The sequence below is a fragment of the Lactobacillus sp. M0396 genome (assembly GCF_016101625.1).
Classification (GTDB): domain Bacteria; phylum Bacillota; class Bacilli; order Lactobacillales; family Lactobacillaceae; genus Lactobacillus; species Lactobacillus huangpiensis.
This window is the reverse complement of record NZ_JACFQE010000005.1, coordinates 48,566-67,805: the sequence shown is the minus strand read 5'-3', so window position 1 is coordinate 67,805 and position 19,240 is coordinate 48,566. Positions and strand designations below refer to the sequence as shown.

Sequence of the window (19,240 nt, the reverse complement as noted above, 5' to 3'; positions counted from 1 at the left end):
CAATGATATTAACATAAGCGTTTTTTGTGAGGTCATAAAATGAAATTTTTCAAGAAAGTTGGCATTGGCTTAACAGCCCTGGCTTTATCCACCAGTCTATTTTTGCCATATACCGCTAACCCCCAAACGGTAGAAGCAGCTCAGAAAGCCCAAGGAAAAGTCACGCTACTTGAGAGTGATTATGTTTACAACCCCTCAGGCCATAAAATAAAATTGAAGCAAAATCGGGATACACATAGCTATAACATTCCTAACGGCTTTAGTGCTGATCCCAAAGGCTATTTGATTACAGAAATGATAGTTTATGATGATGACAGTAGAACCAGTTATCCCTACTACGGCACTAAAAAAATTAACGGACAAAAATTTTACCGCTTGGGACATAACTATTACATTAATAGTGCTAATGTTTTAAAAGTCAATGGGCGCAATATCACACAAGGTAAATTGACCATCAAACACGATGCACTGATTTACACCAAGACTGGCAAAACAACGGGAAAGAAACTAAGAACTAATACAGTTGTTAAGTACCAAGGAAAAGCTAAGTCTGCTACTAAAACACCCAAATATTTTTACTACCTTAATGATGTCGCAAGGTACTTCCAGCCCAAATACGTACCTACCCACAAAATAAAAGGAAAATATTTTTACTCTTTAGGACATAATAGTTATATTAAAGCAGCTAACGTCGGCTACATTAACGGTCACATTGCTCGCTACAACGGCGTTTCGTCAGCGACTGTTCTTAAGAACACATCCAGCATAACGGTAAATTATTCTGCCGTTAAACGTAAACTGAAAAAAGGACAGAAGATTAAACTTGATTTAACTGTTATTCCTTACCAAAATGACGGCTTTGAGGGTTATCTTTACAGACTGCATGACTATCCGGATGAATACGTTGATGAGGACAATGTTAAATTGAAAAAGGATTTGCCTATCATTGACTATCGCGACTTAGTTTATACTTACGTTACGCCAGTGACAGACAACAGCGTTGAACTTTATGACACATCTGGCAAGACAATTGGTAAACGTATTATAAAGCCGCAATACAGTAATCTAACAGTTGATGGCATAATGTATCTCTGGGTACCTGAGGAAAACAAGGCGGAACTGTTTTATCATTGTTTAAATTACAGTGACGCTAGTGTGATTGATGCCAACCAACCAAACTCGGTGCCAAATTCAGAACCAACTTACCCTGCAAAAAAGCAAGCACTAATCTATGGTAATAACTTTATTAAGGTGAACGATGTGAAATACGTCAGCGGGTTAAAGCTCAAAGCACTGAATACGATTGAGCAGGCTGAAAATGGGCAGAAGATTGCGACAGGAGCTGATAAGCAGGAACTGCTCACACTTTTTAACGAGGGAAAAGATATAGCACAAAATAGCGCTTATGATAATCTCATGTCTAATTATGATTGCGCCTTAAGAAACGCTTCTGCTATTTTAAGGTCTGATAAGGCAACTGTCACGCAAGTAGATGAAGCTGTCTGGTACGTTAAAACCGCTAAAAAACAGCTGACAACTATGTCTACCCCTCCCGGTGATTAAATGGCTACTGGTCAGAGCAATATTAGTTTTATAAAAATAGTCCAAGCAAATATAATAGACAATATGTAGAGCCTGGCAAAAACAAGACTATCAGTTTAATGCTGATTTACTAGTTACTGATTATTAAAAAATAGCTATCAACTGACAAAACGTGATGACCAGCCTAGCGATAAAGGTTATTGAAATCAAATTTAAAGGAGTAAACTAAGGTGAAATTACATAAAAATATTATTGTTGCAGCTGTCGCAGGTATTACGTTTTAGCGCCAATTATTAGTCAAACTTCAGCTGTTTTAGCAGATGTCGCTGCAACTAACGAAACGAATACAAATAATCCAGATACAAGTGCAACAGATAAAACTGAAACTCCTGTAGCTGAACCAATTTCGCAACCTATTGAAGATAATGATCCCGAGCCTAAGACCAATATCCACAAGACTAAGAAGACCTGGTCAAAACGCCACCAAAAAGCAAATAATTATTTCAATAAGAACGTCAAGAAGGGGCAAAAGTTAACGAATAAGACTAAAAAATTAGCCCTTTACAAGAAGATCTTGAAGCATTTTAAAAATTATAAGACTAAGTATGCCAAGAGATTTAAGAAATATCTTAATGCAGAAATTAAATGGTTGAAGAGACAAATTAAGAAGGATGTTCCTACAACTAAACCTTCTGGAGATCTTAAACCAAAACCTGTAAATCCTCCTAAGAAACAACCATCAGAAGATCATGGTGGTTGGATTGATAGTACATTATATGATGATTATGTAGAAGATTATAAATATTATAAGAAATATCCATCAGATTATAAAAATGCTGTTAAAACTGATATTAAAGATTTAAAGAAACGTGGTTTTAAGTTTAATAAAGACTTATCTGATAAAGGATACGAAGCACATAATAAGAGACTTCAAAAACGCGATAATAAATTAATGGATGAAGGCAAATTAAAATAATCTTCAGTGCCCTCACTAATAAAACAAAAAGGCTAATTCGTAGTTAAAACGAACTAGCCTTTTTTGTCTTATTTATTTAAGCTTGAACCCTTTAGGAAGTTTGGGCTTTTTGCCATTATACATAACATAAGTTTCTTTGGGACTCTTTTTAGCCGAATGGTTATACAGTTTTAGCAATTGTTTTTCTGTATATTTCTTGCCTTTCGGCTTTCTAATTGTCCCTTTACCCACTGCTTGGATATGCTTAAAGCCTTTGCCTACTCCCGAACTCTTACGTAAGCGGTAATGCCCGAGTTTGACAACACAGCCTTTGGGATTACCGGCGTTGAGCAAAATTTGACTATTATGGATATTAAAATGACTTAGATCAACTCCAACTAATTTTTTATCGTTTTCAAACATTATAGTTGAAGATTTTAATTTTGGTAAATGCCAGCCACTTAAATTCACATACATCAGATTAGTACAATCATTAAACATCCCAGTTGTACTAGTAACATTAGTCATTCTGAAATGCGAAAGATCTATGCTAACCAAACTCTTATTATCAGCAAACATATAAGTCATGTCTTTAACATTCTCAGTGTTCCAGCCATCCAGGTTCAAATTGGTTAAAGAATAATCTCCAGTAAACATCCCCCACATGGTGGTAACTTTAGCAGTATTTAAATGACTTAAATCTAGACTTTCTATATTAGGATCTTCCGCAAACATTTCCCGCATATTGGTTACATTTGATGTATCTAAATGATTTAAATTTATGCTTTTTATATTAGGATTTTTCGCAAACATTTCCCGCATATTGGTTGCATTTGACGTATCTAAATAATTCAAATTTATACTCTTTAGATTAGGATTTTTCGCAAACATTCCTCTCATGTTTTTAACATTATGAGTATCAAGCTTGGCTAGATTTAATTGCTCTAACTGTGAAAAGCCTTCGAACATGTATGACATGTTTGTGACATTCGCCGTATGCAATTTGCTCAAGTCAACATCCGTTAAATTAGGACATTCAGCAAACATATACGACATATCTGTTACCTTATTGGTGTCCCAATTGTCTAAAACTAATTTTGTTATTTTGCTTGAAGCAAACATATTTGACATCTTAATAACATTACTGGTATCTAATGAGCTAAGATCCAGAGTCTTTACCCCGGTTGTTCCTGAGAACATGTGTTCCATGTCTGTAACTTTACTAGTATTGAGTTTGGCAAAATCTAAATTAGAAATATCAGCCCGCTCAAACATTCCTGACATATCTGTCACATTGCTTGTATCAAGGTCAGCAAAATTAAGATTTTGAAGTTTGGTTAGACTAAACATATTAATCATTTCAGTAACGCGACTGGTGTTAAAACTACTCAAGTTAATGCTTTTGGCAGTGCAACCATTAAACATATAATCCATTTTAGTGACATTACTAGTATTAAAACTGGTCAAATTAATGCTTTCAGCAGTGCAATTACTAAACATATAATTCATGTTAGTGACATTGCTAGTATTAAAACTGCTCAAATCTAGCGTTGATAGTCCTGTGGACTCAAACATTCTATTCATATCAGTTACTTTATCAGTTTGAAAGTGACTTAAATCAAGCTCAGTCAGAGCCTGATCCATATCAAACAAGCCACTCATGTCAGTGACTTCACTGGTGTCAACTAAGTCCAGTCCCTTAATATCTTTCAAATTATTTAACTCGCTAAACTTATATTTTGAATCTGCAGGAAGTTTTACGGGGGAGGCAAAAACAATATGGGTAATATTATTCCCCCAACTCCATTCTTCATTAAACGGGCGACTCGAAAGAGTGCTATTTTTCTGAGTTCCTTTAATTGTCAGGGTTCTGGTAACAATATCATAATTCCAGCTGCAGTCACCATCTTTGCCTGACCAAATACCTGGTATTTCTTGAATATCATTATTCACTTGATCGCTAGCATCAGGTTTATTAGTTGCAGCAGAAACCGGCTTAACAGCAGCTGCCATTAAGTTCAGACCACAAAAAGCAAGACTGCTGCTAATACCAACTTTTTTAACTAAACCTAAAATTTGTCTTGAATGGTTATGATTCATTATCATGACCTCCTTTTCATTAACTTAATTATAAGCCGTTTCAAACCCAAAATATTGCAAAATATAATTTTCCTAGTTGTTAAAAATAATGAAAGCCAGGCAAATCCATTAAATTCACCAGATAAAATAAATTTGAGTTTCATTTTGGGTTACGATAACATTAAACATAAGCTCATCTTTGTAAGATCATAATTTGTGAGGTCATAATATGAAACGTTTTAAGAAAATTTGTATTGGACTAACAGCCTTATTATTAACTGCTAGTCCATTATTGCCAAATATCACCAATTCCCAAACAGTAGAAGCTGCTCAGAAAGCCAAAGGAGAAGTTACGCTACTTAAAAACGATTATGTTTATACTCAAGCAGGTCATAAAATAAAATTGAATATCTCTCACGGCTTTACCGTTCCTGAAGGTTTTAGCGCTGATTCCAAGGGCTACGTGATTACTGACATGGAAATTGATGAATACAGCGATGGCAGAACCAGTTATTCCTACTACGGCACTAAAAAAATTAACGGGCAAAAATTTTACAACCTTGGTCATAACTATTACGTTAAAAATGCCGATATTTTAGAAGTAAAAGGCCATAATATTAAAAAAGGCAAACTAGTATTAAGTCACAATTCATTGATTTACACCAAGACTGGCAAAGCAACTGGTAAGAAATTAAGAACTGATGCAATTGTCAAGTATCAAGGAAAAGCTAAGACTGCTACTAAAACACCCAAATACTTTTATTATCTTAATGATTTAGACAGATACTTCAAGCCCAGATATATACCTACTCATAAAATTAAAGGGAAATATTATTACTCTTTAGGACATAATCGCTACATTAAGGCAGCTAATGTCGGCTACATTAATGGTCACATTGCTCGCTACAATGGTGTTTCGTCAGCGACTGTCCTTAGGAACACCTCCAGTACAACGGTAAATTATTCTGCCGCAAAGCGGAAACTGAAAAAAGGACAAAAGATTAAACTTGATTTAACTGTTATTCCATACGAAATTGATGGCTTTGAGGGTTATATATACAGATTGCACGATCACCCAGATGAATATGTTTCAGAATACGAAGTTAAACTGAAAAGGAACCTGCCTATTATTGATTACAGTGACTTAGTCTACACTTATGTCACCCCATTAGCAGGCAACAGTGTTGAACTTTATGATACTTCCGGTAAGGCAACTGGCAAGCATATCATGAAGCCGACACATAGTAATCTGACGGTTGATGGCTTAATGTACTTGTGGATTCCTGAGAAAAACAAGGCGGAACTGTTTTATCACTGTCTAAATTACAGCGATACTAATGTGATTGATGACAGTCAACCAGATCCGATATCAGATCAAGACTCAGTAACCCACAGTAATAACCAAAAATTAAACTATGGCAATAACTTTATCAAAGTTAGCGATGTTAAATACGTCAGCGGGTTAAAGCTGAAAGCACTTAATACGATTGAGCAGGCCAAAAATGATCAAAGAATTGCAACGACTGCTGACAAGCAAGAATTACTAGCACTTTTTAATGAGGGCAAAGATTTAGATCAAAATGCTAAATATGATACGGATCTAATGAATAATTATGACAGCTCCTTAAGTAATGCCTCTGCCATAATAAGATCTGATAAGGCAACTATCGCCCAAGTTGATGAAGCTGTCTGGTATGTTAAAACTGCTAAAGAGCAGCTGACAACTATGTCTGTTCCTCAGGGCGATTAAATTTTTTAGACTAATACAAAAGGCTAATTCGTACTTAAAACGAACTAGCCTTTTTTGTCTTATCTATTTGAGATTGAACCCTTCAGGCAGCTGGGGCTTTTTGCCATTATACATAACATAAGTTTCTTTAGGACTTTTTTCAGCCGAATGGTTATACAGTTTTAGCAATTGTTTTTCCGTATATTTTTTGCCCCGAGGCTCGGCAATTGTGCCTTTGCCAACAGCTTGAATATGTTTAAAGCCTTGACCTACTCCTGAACTCTTACGTAAGCGGTAATGACCGAGCTTGACAACAAATCCTTTAGGATTACCAGCATTTTTCAAAATCTGACTATTATGAATATTAAAATGGCTTAAATCAACTCCAGCTAGCTTCTGATCGTTAGTAAACATTTCCGTTGAATCATACATTTTTGGTAACCGCCAGCCACGCAAATCAACAAAAACAAGATTATCACAGTCCATAAACATTTGGCTGACCCTTGTAACCTGACGTGTATCCCAAGTATGCAGGTCAAGCTGCTCAAGACTTTTTGCACCTTTAAACATCCTAAGCATATCAGTAACTTTGGCAGTATTAAAGTGACTCAAGTCAATGTCTTTTAGACTGCTGTCGCCACTGAACATTGAATTCATCCAGCGTACGTTCTTGGTATTCCAGCCCGTTAAATTGAGTTTAGCCAAAGAGCTGTCTCCAGAAAACAGCGAGATCATATTAGTAACGTTGCTGGTATCAAAACTGCTTAAATCCAAACTAGTAACAGCTGGATTGTCTGCGAACATTTCTTTCATATCTTTAACTTTACTCGTATCAAAGTGACTGAAATTTAGCTGATCCAAATGGGCGAATTTTGCAAACATACCAGACATATCTGTAACATTACCGGTATTAAAGCCGCTTAAGTCAAGTTTAGTTAAGTCAGAACACCCTTGGAACATATTTTTCATACTGGTGACGTTTTTGGTGTTCCAATTAGCCAAATTTAAGTGAGTAACATTACTACCCCTAAACATTTCAGCCATATCTGTCACTTGACTAGTATCAAAATTACTCAAATCAAGACTTGACAGATTTTGGGTACCGGAAAACATACCTGACATATTATTAACTTTACTAGTGTTAAAGTGCTCAAGATTTAGTTCAGGAACTTTTATTCCAGCAAACATACCAGACATGCTAGTGACATTACCGGTATCAAAATTAGCCAGATCAAGCTCTGCCACATCGCTATCCGCAAACATATCTGCCATATCGGTCACTTGGCTGGTAGCAAAACTTTTCAAATTAAGATGTTTCATCGGGCTGTTTCTAAACATACCGTTCATATTTGTGACTTTGCTTGTATTAAAACTGGTCAAATCTACTTCTGTTAAGGCTGTGTTATCAAACATTCGTTCCATGCTAGTCACTTGGCTGGTATCAAAGTGACTCACATCAGCTTTAGTTAGAGCTTTGTCATTAGCAAAAAGCAAAGCCATATTTGTCACTTGACTAGTATCAACTTTATCGAGGCCCGTAATATCCTCCAAATACTCAAGACCGGAAAACTTTTCTGCCGAATTCGGAGCCATTTGAACTGGTGTTTCAAACACAATATGCTCAATATTGCCAGACCATTTGAACTGCTTTAAAAATGGTGTGCTGGATAATTGACTGCTCTTTTGCGCGCCACTAATCCGCAGAGTTCTACTAATAACGTCGTATTCCCATGTGCAGCTGCCATCAGTGCCAGTCCACAGACCGGCATCAGATGGCAAACCTGTCGCACTAATTGGGACAACAGCATGAGTTTCTGTTGCAGCAGCAACATTTACGTTTGTTTGCACCGTTACGACTAAACCTAATGCCATTGTTGCAATACCTATCCCAGTTTTTTCAAACTTGATTAAATTTGGAAGCTTCATCTTGATACCTCTTTTCTCTTACCCTAATTATACGGGTTTTTTGCTTAAAACTTATTAATGATTTAAAACTTAAGTTAAACTTTGCCAGACTGTTATTCTTTTACTGTAAGACATGTATTGCTGCACCTATATTAGGTTATAATAAATTTAGTAGAAAGAATTAGTAAGGAGGTAAATCATGAAACTTACCAAAAAAATCTGTTTGGCGATTACGGCTTTGGCATTGGTCGTCACACCTTTTTTAGCAAATTGCAATCAAATACATACAGTTGCAGCTGCCAAAAGCAGTAAAAAGACCGCAAAGGGTAAAATCACGTTAATCTATGATGCCCATCTTTATAATAAATATGGTCATAAAATTAAAAACAAGAACAAATATCTGCCTTATGCTGAAGATGATGCCAATGGCTATAAGTACATTCCAGGATTTAATGCAGATGTTATGCAATATTACGGCACCAAAATAATTAATGGACAAAAATTCTATAATATTGGTGATGGTTGCTACATTAGTACGGCGGATATTAAAGAAGTCAATGGTAAGAACAGCAAAAAGGGCAAATTGGTTTTATTACAGAAATCAGCTGTATATACTAAAGCCGGTAACAAGAGTGGTTACACTTTACCTAAGCGCGCTATTGTTAAGTATCAGGGCAAAGTTAAACAAGTTAAGTCAAGACCAAAATACTATTATAGTAAATACTTTAAATCAGATAACGATGAGCACTTTTTCTACCTTCCTCTTACAATAATTAAAGGGAAAAATTATTATGCCATTGGTAAAAATCGCTATGTCAAAGCCTATAATGTTGCAAGTTTAGATGGTTATCCTCTAACTTACAATGGGGTTACAACGGCCATCGTTCTCAAAAAGACAGCTACTCAGACTTTAAACGAAATGAAAACCAAACATATTTTAAAAAAGGGTCAGAAAATAAAAGTTGACTTAGCCGTTACGCCTTGGGCAGAAGATTTTGAAGGCTATATTTTCCGCCTGCATAATCATCATGATGAATACATAGATGAAAACTGTATCAACCTGAGAAATTACTTACCAACTACCGACTACTCTGATTTAACCTATAGTTTTGTTACTGCAAAGACTACTGCAAACGTTAAGCTCTATGACGCCACAGGAAAACCCGTTGGGATTAGTTTTAATACTGCAAAGCAGTCTGATTTTAATGTTGACGGCTTATTCTATATTTGGAATGCGGCTACAAACAAAGCGGAGTTGTATTATCACCTTCTGAGTAACAATTTAGACAGAAAAGCCCTTATCAACAATGATGGCACACAACTTAAGGCTCCAGCGACTGACAAAAAATATGGTCCAATCACTCTAACCACCAGTGAAAAAATAATAGCAGCTAACAGTTTCGTCAAAGCAAGTGATGTGAAATTTAGCTGGGGCATAAAACTTTCTCCTGTAAACACTTCATTAGCAGCTGAGCAGAAACAAAAAGTAGCAACCGACAGCGATAAAGTGAAGCTCCAGAAAGACTTTGACTCTGGACAGCAAACTATTAACGAGAGTGTCCATTATGATGCACTTATGCAGAGCTATGACTATGCTTTAGCTAATGCTGCTGTTGTCTTACGGTCGAGCAAAGCGACACTGGCACAAGTAGATCAGGCAATCTGGCTGTTAAAAACCACTAAAACACAAATAAAAACTTTAAACTTCCCTGAATTTGCCTAAAGTTTACTAAAAAGACAAACTAAAAAGGATTAGTTCTGAAATGTGATGTGAACCCAAAAATTAGATCACACCAATGAGCTAATCCTTTTATTTTACTAAAAATCAAAAATAAAATGATTTTGGTAACTGTGGTTTTTTACCGTTATACATGACATAGGTTTCTCTAGGGCTCTTTTTGGCAGAGTGATTATACAGCTTAAATAATTGCTTTGTAGTATATTTTTTGCCTTTCGGTTTTCTAATTGTTCCTTTGCCTACAGCTTGAATGTGCTTAAATCCTTGTCCTACACCTGAACTCTTACGTAAACGGTAGTGGCCCAGCTTCACAGCAAACCCTTTGGGATTGCCAGCCTGATTTAAAATCCTGCTGTTATGAATATTAAAATTAGTCAGATCAACCCCCGCTAATTTCTTGTCCTGCATAAACATATCTGTCGAATCAATTAGTTTAGGCATGTGCCAGCCGTGTAAATTAACTTTAGTAAGATTAGGACATTGAGCAAACATCTCACTTACTTCAGTTAATTTACGGGTGTTCCAATTATGTAAATCAACAGTTTTGAGACTCCGATCATTTTTAAACATCTCATATGCTTCAGTGAGACTATTAGTTTTAAGATGACTTAAATTAATATTGACCAGCTGCGGGTCGTTTTTAAACATGCGACTCATACTCCTGACCCGTTTGGTATTCCAGCCTTTCAAATTAACCGTCTTTAAATTGTCATCATCACTAAACATGCCTAACAAGGTCGTATTAGACTTAGTATTAAAATGACTTAAATCTATGCTGGTTATTTTTTTCATACCAGAAAACATATAGCTGGTGCTAGTCACCTTGCTGGTATCAAAATGACTAATATCAAAATCAGTTAAATTTTCAGCACCGTTAAACATGCTAAACATATCAGTTACCTTGCTAGTATTAAAGTGCTTAATATTTAAACTGACGATATTCTTTAATCCGGCAAACATAGTGCTCATGTCAGTAACATTGGCAGTATTCCAGCCCGTCAAATTAAGTTGTTTTAATGCTGTATCGTTTGAAAACATGCCTGACATATTAGTTACTTTACTAGTATCAAAATTACTCAAATCCAAACTGGTCAAATTTGCATCCCCAAAAAACATAGTTTTCATATTTTGGACATTACTAGTATTAAAATTGCTCAAGTTTAGAGTTGTTATGTTCTCACTATGAGAAAACATGCTGCTCATGTCCGTTACGTTTTTGGTATTAAAGCCTGAGCAGTCGAGCTGTTTAATCATGCAATTATCGAACATTCCGCTCATATTTTGTACTTTACTGGTATCAAAGCTATCTACATTAATCGTTTCTGCCTTAGTACTGGAAAACATATTTGCCATATCGGTTACTTTGCTAGTATTAAAGTTTTTTAAATCCAGCTTTTTAAAATTGGCTGCCGCAAACATGTTGTTCATAGTGGTTACATTTGCGGTATTCAATTTACTCAAATCTATTGCTGTAGCAATAGCATTATCCATACCTAAACTGGTGAACATGTTACTCATATCTGTAACTTTATCAGTATTAAAATTACTAATATCTAAACTAGTAAGTTTCATATCACCGGCAAATAAACCAGACATATCGGTTACATCACTGGTATCAGCGTTCTCTAAGCCCTTAATATCAGACAAATATCTCAAATTGGCAAATTTTTCTTTTGAGTCCGGTGCCATTTGAATCGGATTTTCAAAAACGATATGTTCAATACTTCCAGCCCATTTGAATTCTTTAGTAAAAGGTGTGCTTGACAATTGTGCTCCTTTAGCGCCGCTAACAGTCAGCGTATTGGTAAGGACATCATATTGCCACGTGCAGCTGCCATCAGTGCCAGTCCAAAAGCCCAGCTGATTATTGCTAGTACCGGGTGCATTCGGTGTTATTTTTGCAGTTTGATCTTTAGCAGCAGGTGTTGCAGAAGCTGCCAAAACATTTTGCACCAGATTAGCGCCACTCATCATGCCCAAGACTATGGCAGCCATACTGATCCCCAATTTTGCTAAAATATTTTGCTTGAATTTAGTTGACTTCATTTTTTGACCTCCTTTTCCTCTTAATTTCATTGTAAGCCTTTTAAAAGTTAAATAATATCTTCTTTTGCGTTTACTTGCGCTAGTTTCCAGCCAGTCATAAAATGCTGCTCGCGTAAAGAACGCAAGTCGTTATAATCGCTCTCCAAGCTATCAATTGCATCCTGCAATTTTTTGTTTTGCTTACGGAGCTGGTCAAGTTCAGGATCATTAACAACACCCTTCAGGTGCATTTTAGCTGCTAATTCCCGTCGTCTTTCCTCAAATTCACCCTTCAAAGTAGCAAGAGCGTCTTCATATTTGACCAGTTTTTGGTTAACTTCAGGAATTTCATTATTTAAACTGACAAACAATTTATACGGCATGTTGGACTTGATGCGATTGCATTCCGTGCAGGATAAAATCAGGTTGTCAAAATCATTATTATGTGAAAGTGAAACCGGGTCTTTGTGATCGACGCTACGTCCGCGCCTGCCGCAATATTGGCAGCGATAATGGTATTTAGCGCGAATGCGCTCACGGTCAATATAATCCACCTCATTTAGTTTAAAGTCGACGGTTAATCCTAATTTACTCAGATTTTCGGCAAAAGTAAATTCGCTGCTGGGCACAAAGTCAGTTTGACCTGTCTCGCTGTCTATTACTGCCTGATTAAAATCATGTGCTGATAGCTGTTGCTGGGCTAATTCATTGCCATCATAATCCTGAATAAAAGCCTCATAGCGCTTACGCATGTCATTTTTAGCAACCAAAAATGTTGAATTATCTGCGACTTCATCTTTTCCTACAAAAGTAAACAATAAGCATTGCGCAAAAACATTAACCGCAATATTGGCAAAGTCTTCCGGCTTTTCTCCTCTTTGAATGCATAGATCGCAAATACTGGTCAGTTTAGGATTAATCAGACCCGTTTGTTTAAAATGTTTGGCATTTATACGCAATCCACACGCACTGCATTGAAACTTCACTTTTAAATATTCTCCTTAGAGCAAAATGTATGTATCATTAATCTAATTCTACTCAATTTAGAGCAATAAAAAAAGGCGGACGAAAGTTTCATCCACCCTTTAGTCTTATTTAAAAACAAACTATTTATTTTCGTCTGCTTTGGCCTTGTTCAAGAAAGCAACAACTGCTGCCACGTGCGCAACACGTTTCTTGCCGTTCTTCTTGTTCTTAGGTCTTTGGTTTGGTTCACAACCAGTGTTGTAATTTTCACCTTTACGCATAGTACTATACTTCCTTTCAAGATTTTCGAAAATCTTATATAGTTTAACACTTAGGACTTTTTGAAGCAAGATTTGCTGATATTGAGTCATACGTTTTACCATTTAAAATAAAAAGCGTTCCATAATGGAACGCTATAAAATAAAGTTATTTTTGAGCACATATTATTAGTTAAATGAACTAATTATTTTCACTAACTGTCATGGCAGCATCAATTACGCCACTATCGTCTGCCAAACTGATAGCTGCATTTTTTTCATCTACTACTAAATCGTTGCCTAAATATTGCATTTCTGCTGGACTGGTATATAAGTCTAAGCCAATATTATTTTCAACATTAATTGAAAAATCTGGGTCTTTCTGATCCAAGACTACAAATTGAAAACGAGTACCAGCCGCACAGCTGCCAGCAATATTAGAGTACTTGTTAGAACCATCGTTTAGTGACAATAAAACAACCTGTCCATCTTTAACACTTTTTTTGATTTTATCAGCAGCACCTGATTTAACATTCATTTTAACTGATTCGGAATTACTCATTTTAATATTTCCTCCTAATCCTTAGCAATTTTCTCAAGTATAGGATATATTAAGTTATAGTGTCAAAAATTATGTTTATAGTAAAAGTGCTTTTCACCATGAAAAATTTATTATTGCGTATAACAGAAAAAAAGGTCAAAATGTATATAGCGATTATAGATGATTATAACTTGTGAAAGGGGACATTTTATGACCGTCTTGAAAAAGGTGTTTAGTGATAAAATCCTGCAGATTACTTTTGTAATAACGATTATCAGTCTTTTTTTTGCTAGACCGCGGCTTGAGGATATTAACTTACATACTATTTTTTCAGTCGCCGCGATGCTAATCATTATTCAAATATACGCTTACTTGCACGTTCTGGACGTGCTGGCGTATAAACTGACCAGTATTGCCGACAATATGCAGAAATTAAACATCTTGTTTACGCTTCTAGCGATTATTGCTGGAATGTTTCTCGGCAATGATATAACAGCGCTTACATTGATTCCCCTGTACTTAAATATTGCCAAAAGATGTAACCTACCGCAAATTTTACCTGTCACTTTAATTGGTATGGGTGCAAATATTGGAGCTGCTTTTACTCCGTGGGGCAATCCCCACAATATTTTTTTGGTCAGTAAATATTCTGTTAATGCCCTGCAGTTTTTTTCCTGGTCTTTGCCCTATTTATTAATGGCATTAGTCATTACGTTTATTATTTTTTACTTTATCCCTCGTAAAAAAATTCCCAGACAAGATATTAAACAGATTAATATCAGTTTAAGACCTACAATCATTACTACAGCAGTATTTGCTTTATTTTTCTTAGGGGTATTCAAGGTCATTAATGTGGTAATTCCGATGATTGTTGCAATTATCTTAGCATTATTAATCAATCCCAGAATTTTACTTAAAGTAGATTTCGCACTGCTATTAACCTTTACCTGTTTCTTCATCTTCATTAGTGATATTCAACAGATCCCGCTGATTGTCAGTATTATTCATACGATGATCAATTCGGAAAGTTCTACCTACTTCACTTCGATTATCTCCAGTCAGATTATCAGCAATGTGCCTGCGACTATTTTAGTTGGTAAGTTTACTCCTTACGCTGAAGCACTATTTTTAGGTTCTAACATTGGAGGCTTTGGTTCTCCTATCGGTTCAATGGCCAATATGCTGGTCTTAAAAACATTTACCCAAAATGCGACAGTTTCCAGAACCGAATTTTTTAAGAAATGGTCTGTAATGCAGTTTATTGGTCTGATTGTTTTAACCGTTTTGGGCTGGGGACTTTTATTAATTTAAGATACAATTTAGTAAAGCTTTGCTAATGAAAGATAGTATAAGCTTCTTTTTTATATTCAAAAGGTTCTTAATCAGTTATAATTAAGAGATACATATAAGGAGGAATACTATGAATAGTTTAACTTGGGTAATTGTAATTATTGTTGTTTTATTAATTGCACTTTATATTACAGTTTACAACAGTTTACAAAAAGCCAAAGTATACACCGATGAATCTTGGAGTCAGATTGATGTACAACTAAAGCGGCGTAACGACTTGATTCCCAACCTAGTCGAAACAACTAAGGGCTACGCCAAACATGAAAAAGAAACATTGGAAAATGTTGTTCAGTTGCGTAATCAGTTAACTAATATTCCCAGCGATGATCACGCTCAAACTTTAAAAGTTTCCAATCAGATTTCTGATGCACTTAAATCAATTTTTGCCTTATCAGAAAACTATCCTGACCTTAAAGCCAACCAAAACTTCTTGAAACTGCAAGAAGAATTGACTAACACAGAAAACAAAATTGCCTATTCGAGACAACTTTACAATTCATCTGCTGCACTTTACGACCAAAAGTTGTTAACTTTCCCATCTAATATTGTTGCTCACATTCACGGTTTTAAGAAAGTTGACTACTTACAAACTAATGAATCGGAAAAAGAAGTACCTAAAGTTAAATTTTAAATACCAGGTCAGTTTTTATGTTATTTCAACAAATTGCCAGCAATAAACGTAAAACCGTTGGGATTATGGGATTATTTGTCATTATTTTGGCACTTGTAGGGGCAGGACTAGGCTATCTTTTTGGCAACCGGCCTATTCTAGGATTGATCATTGCTGTAGTTTTTAGTCTAATCTACATGCTAATTGTCTTGCCTAACCCGGCCAACATGGTTATGAGTCTTAATCATGCTCAAGAAGTCCATGAACAAGATAATCCGGAACTGTGGCATGTTGTACAAGATATGGCACTGGTCGGTCGGGTACCAATGCCTCGAGTTTTTATTATTAATGATCCCAGTCCTAATGCTTTTGCGACCGGACGCGATCCCAACCACTCTGCTGTTGCAGTTACTCAAGGTCTGCTGGACATGATGAATCGGGAGGAACTGGAAGGCGTTTTAGGTCATGAGATTTCGCACATTAGAAACTATGATATTTTAGTTTCTACTATTGCCGCAGTATTAGTCGGAGTCATTTCTTATTTATCTGGTATTGCCAGCCGTTATATTTGGTGGATTGATGATGATCGCGACAGCGATAACGACAATGGTGGCACTATTGTTGTCATTTTTAAGATCGTGGCTATTGTATTTGTGTTAATTCTGGGACCTATTTGCGCTAGTTTAGCCCAAATGGCATTATCGCGAAATCGTGAATATCTGGCTGATGCGTCATCAGTAGAATTAACCCGCAACCCACAAGGATTAATTTCTGCTTTAGAAAAGATTGACGGTTCTGAGCCAATGAAGAAAGCCGATCCCAGCAGTGCTGGCATGTATATTGAAGATCCTGTACGCAAAAAACGCAGTTTTGCTCATTTATTTGACAGTCACCCGCCAACAGCTGACAGGATCAAACGCTTAGAAAAAATGTAATAAAATAAAGCAACCTTTTTAATCAAGGTTGCTTTTTATTTTAAGTTGATGTTTGCCTGTCTAAATAATTCAGCTCGCATTTGGACTGGCGTTTCATGATAATATTCACTGAATTTTTTATAAAAGAAGGACTTGCCACTATAACCTACCCGTGCAATTATTTCTTTTACGGAAATATCTGGTCGTGCAAGCAAATTGCGCGCCTCTTGCATACGCCTTTCATCAACATGCTCTACGAAGCTTTTACCAGTTTTTTGTTTAACCAAACTTGAAAAATAATTAGGATTAAAGCCAAAATGTTTGGCTGCCTCATTAAGCGTTATGTCAGTAAAATGCGCATCAATATAATTTTCTAAATCAGTTTGAACAAATTGGTGATTAGTTACAGGACCTGTCGCTAAGTCTTGATTTCTAATTGCGGCAATTAAAAGCAAGTTTAGTTCTGCCAAAATAACATTGTGAGTATACAAATCCTGATTAAGATATTCATCAATTACTTTTTTTAGCGCATTTGCAGATTTAGACAAAGGCGTACTGTTTAAAAATAATAAGCGCCTTTGATTGTAAGCGTCAGTAATTTCCTTAAACACTTTTTTTTCACGATGACTCATGGCAGAATAGCTTCCGAGAAAATCCAGCATCTTGAAATTATGGTCAAATTCTAACTTAACTAATATATCGTTTTCTCCCTGCCGCAATATTTCATAATCGCTTTTTCTCTGTAAAAATACGATATTGCCGGCTTTAAGCAAGAAATCCTCATCATTGATTCTGGCTTTTACTGATCCCTGAGCTTCATATAAAATAGTTGAAGCTGTAGTTTGGTAGCGATGAACTCCAGTATTACGATTTTCCAAAAACGCTCTAAATAAATCAAAATTATCGTTTTTGAGCTTGATTCTTACCTCATTAGTGTCAGACTTAGTTGAATCCAAAATGCTGGCTAAATATTGTTCAAGTTTAACAGCTGCCATTATTTCACCTTCTTATTCAAATTTTGGAATATATAGATTCATTATATAGCAAAATTTCATCTTACTAACAGAATTTTGTTATTTAGATTAAAGAGAATACTTGTGTATGTAGACATCTATTTTTCTTTTATGTATAATAAGTTTAACATCGGGGTGCCCTAGAGGCTGAGAACAGACCCGTCGAACCTGCTTTGGATAATGCCAGCGAAGGGAAAACGAAAGATTTTACGTCGTCAGGCTTTATCCTGACGATTTTTTTTGGTAACTAAATTGATTAAATTAAACAACCTGACTTTTTCATATGATAAGCAAAATAAAATATTAACAGATATTAATCTCACTATTCCCACTGGTGAACTTTCACTGTTAGTTGGTCCAACCGGCTGTGGCAAATCTACATTATTAAAAATTCTAGCAAATCTATATCCTGAGTTTGCGGGCCAATTAAGCGGCAGCGTTAATTTAGGCGGATTAAGATCTGCTATGATGTTTCAAAATGCCAGTGAACAGTTTACGATGACAACACCGCGAGAAGAAATTATTTTTGCACTTGAAAATCTTTGTCTTAATAAATCGCAGTATACAAAGCGCTTGAATGAAGCTGTTCAGTTTACGCAAATTGATTATTTGCTTGATCAAAAAATTAATACAATGTCTGGCGGCGAGCAGCAAAGAGTTGCTTTAGCTGTACTTGTTGCGATGAATGTCGATCTTTTTTTACTTGATGAACCCTTTGCCAGCTGTGATCCAGCCGCTCGCAAATTCTTAATTGCTAAATTAGCTCATCTGCGCGATCAAGGGAAAACAATTATTTTAAGTGATCATGTATTAACTGACTATGAAGGACATTGTGATAACCTGTTTCAATTTCAAGGTAAAGATTTGGTACAACTTTCTGCTAGTGAAAAAGAAAAACTGCTGCAAAAAAATACGGAATTCGTTTCTTATACTTTTGCCTTACCTGAAGAAAATAACGAAGTTTGTTTTAAACTCAAAAATACAGAGATTACACAAAATCGTTTGCTTTTAGAGCAGGAACAGCTAAATATCTTTTCTGGTAAAACTACTCTTATTACTGGAGCAAACGGGGTTGGCAAAACATCACTTTTTAACGCACTGACCAAAATGATCCCATATTCAGGCAGTCTAACTTATCACAATCAGGAAATCAGTAAATTATCAGCTCGCAAGTATCTCCTTAAAGTGGGGCAAATTTTTCAAAATGCGACCGATCAGTTTATCAACGTTTCTGTTGCAGATGAAATCAATTTAAGCAAAAAGCAACGAACCAATAATTATTTTACTGATGACAGAATAAATGAGGCTTTAGCTACCCTTAAGCTTGATTCACTGCTCGATCATGTGGTTTATTCACTATCTGGCGGACAACAAAAGAAACTGCAAATTTTACTAATGTTGATCTCCGATCAGGATGTATTGCTAATTGATGAGCCCCTTAATGGCCTGGATGCGGACTCTGCTAACAAGGTGATGGCTTTATTAAAAGAAAGTCAGAAAGCACGTAGTCAAACGCTTTTAATTATTAGTCATGAACTAAGGAATCTGGCAGATTGGTGTGACTATCACCTCATCTTTAAAGACCAGCATTTAACCTATGTGAATAAATGAGGTGT

The 19,240-nt window shown here is 35.9% G+C and carries 16 protein-coding genes and 1 riboswitch; of the genes, 8 read left to right on the top strand and 8 right to left on the bottom strand.

Translation table 11 applies throughout. The features are described from left to right. Positions 1-39 precede the first annotated feature (39 nt). A complete protein-coding gene (locus H3T43_RS06955; protein WP_198213520.1) occupies positions 40-1,563 on the top strand; it encodes an SLAP domain-containing protein in 1,524 nt (507 codons plus the stop codon). Between the two features lie 276 nt (positions 1,564-1,839). On the opposite strand, the gene H3T43_RS06950 is transcribed toward H3T43_RS06955, so the two are convergent. Then, on the bottom strand, positions 1,840-1,989 hold the full coding sequence (locus tag H3T43_RS06950) for a hypothetical protein (RefSeq protein WP_232350300.1): 150 nt from the start codon (positions 1,987-1,989) through the stop codon (positions 1,840-1,842). Between the two features lie 127 nt (positions 1,990-2,116). Here H3T43_RS06950 and H3T43_RS06945 point away from each other — a divergent pair, with 127 nt between their 5' ends. Beyond that, positions 2,117-2,518: a hypothetical protein gene (locus tag H3T43_RS06945; protein WP_198213518.1), complete on the top strand. Its 402-nt coding sequence runs from the start codon at positions 2,117-2,119 to the stop codon at positions 2,516-2,518. Between the two features lie 72 nt (positions 2,519-2,590). Here the strand turns inward: H3T43_RS06945 and H3T43_RS06940 are convergent, their stop codons facing one another. Further along, a complete protein-coding gene (locus H3T43_RS06940) occupies positions 2,591-4,597 on the bottom strand; it encodes a BspA family leucine-rich repeat surface protein (protein WP_198213517.1) in 2,007 nt (668 codons plus the stop codon). Positions 4,598-4,805: 208 nt separating this feature from the next. Between H3T43_RS06940 and H3T43_RS06935 the strand changes: the two genes are divergently transcribed. Then, complete coding sequence (locus H3T43_RS06935) at positions 4,806-6,326, top strand: SLAP domain-containing protein (protein ID WP_198213516.1); 1,521 nt, start codon at positions 4,806-4,808, stop codon at positions 6,324-6,326. Between the two features lie 63 nt (positions 6,327-6,389). Here the strand turns inward: H3T43_RS06935 and H3T43_RS06930 are convergent, their stop codons facing one another. Then, positions 6,390-8,231 (bottom strand): BspA family leucine-rich repeat surface protein, encoded by a 1,842-nt coding sequence (locus tag H3T43_RS06930; protein ID WP_198213515.1) that lies wholly within the window; start codon positions 8,229-8,231, stop codon positions 6,390-6,392. Positions 8,232-8,409: 178 nt separating this feature from the next. Between H3T43_RS06930 and H3T43_RS06925 the strand changes: the two genes are divergently transcribed. Continuing rightward, positions 8,410-9,933, top strand: a complete 1,524-nt coding sequence (locus tag H3T43_RS06925) for an SLAP domain-containing protein (RefSeq protein ID WP_198213513.1) — start codon at positions 8,410-8,412, stop codon at positions 9,931-9,933. Positions 9,934-10,035: 102 nt separating this feature from the next. Here H3T43_RS06925 and H3T43_RS06920 read toward each other — a convergent pair whose 3' ends face one another. The 4 genes from H3T43_RS06920 to H3T43_RS06905 all read right to left on the bottom strand — a co-directional run bounded on the left by H3T43_RS06920 (position 10,036) and on the right by H3T43_RS06905 (position 13,758). Beyond that, positions 10,036-11,994, bottom strand: coding sequence for a BspA family leucine-rich repeat surface protein (locus H3T43_RS06920; protein WP_198213511.1), 1,959 nt, complete (start codon positions 11,992-11,994; stop codon positions 10,036-10,038). Between the two features lie 47 nt (positions 11,995-12,041). Further along, a complete protein-coding gene (locus H3T43_RS06915) occupies positions 12,042-12,959 on the bottom strand; it encodes an HNH endonuclease (protein WP_198213509.1) in 918 nt (305 codons plus the stop codon). A gap of 120 nt (positions 12,960-13,079) precedes the next feature. After that, complete coding sequence (locus tag H3T43_RS06910; protein WP_090094091.1) at positions 13,080-13,220, bottom strand: hypothetical protein; 141 nt, start codon at positions 13,218-13,220, stop codon at positions 13,080-13,082. 178 nt (positions 13,221-13,398) lie between these two features. Next, on the bottom strand, positions 13,399-13,758 hold the full coding sequence (locus H3T43_RS06905; protein WP_052060344.1) for an iron-sulfur cluster biosynthesis family protein: 360 nt from the start codon (positions 13,756-13,758) through the stop codon (positions 13,399-13,401). A gap of 189 nt (positions 13,759-13,947) precedes the next feature. Between H3T43_RS06905 and H3T43_RS06900 the strand changes: the two genes are divergently transcribed. The 3 genes from H3T43_RS06900 to htpX all read left to right on the top strand — a co-directional run bounded on the left by H3T43_RS06900 (position 13,948) and on the right by htpX (position 16,632). Further along, the gene (locus H3T43_RS06900; RefSeq protein WP_198213506.1) at positions 13,948-15,048 is read left to right on the top strand and encodes an SLC13 family permease; all 1,101 of its coding nucleotides are present in this window, start codon (positions 13,948-13,950) and stop codon (positions 15,046-15,048) included. A gap of 109 nt (positions 15,049-15,157) precedes the next feature. After that, positions 15,158-15,718 (top strand): LemA family protein, encoded by a 561-nt coding sequence (locus H3T43_RS06895; RefSeq protein WP_034980895.1) that lies wholly within the window; start codon positions 15,158-15,160, stop codon positions 15,716-15,718. A gap of 17 nt (positions 15,719-15,735) precedes the next feature. After that, positions 15,736-16,632: a zinc metalloprotease HtpX gene (gene htpX / locus H3T43_RS06890; RefSeq protein ID WP_198213504.1), complete on the top strand. Its 897-nt coding sequence runs from the start codon at positions 15,736-15,738 to the stop codon at positions 16,630-16,632. 35 nt (positions 16,633-16,667) lie between these two features. Here htpX and H3T43_RS06885 read toward each other — a convergent pair whose 3' ends face one another. Further along, the gene (locus H3T43_RS06885; RefSeq protein ID WP_198213502.1) at positions 16,668-17,606 is read right to left on the bottom strand and encodes an AraC family transcriptional regulator; all 939 of its coding nucleotides are present in this window, start codon (positions 17,604-17,606) and stop codon (positions 16,668-16,670) included. A 139-nt stretch (positions 17,607-17,745) separates the two neighbouring features. Further along, positions 17,746-17,836: riboswitch (TPP riboswitch) on the top strand. A gap of 40 nt (positions 17,837-17,876) precedes the next feature. On the opposite strand from H3T43_RS06885, the gene H3T43_RS06880 reads away from it, so the two are divergent. Further along, complete coding sequence (locus H3T43_RS06880) at positions 17,877-19,235, top strand: ATP-binding cassette domain-containing protein (RefSeq protein ID WP_198213500.1); 1,359 nt, start codon at positions 17,877-17,879, stop codon at positions 19,233-19,235. Positions 19,236-19,240: the final 5 nt, after the last annotated feature.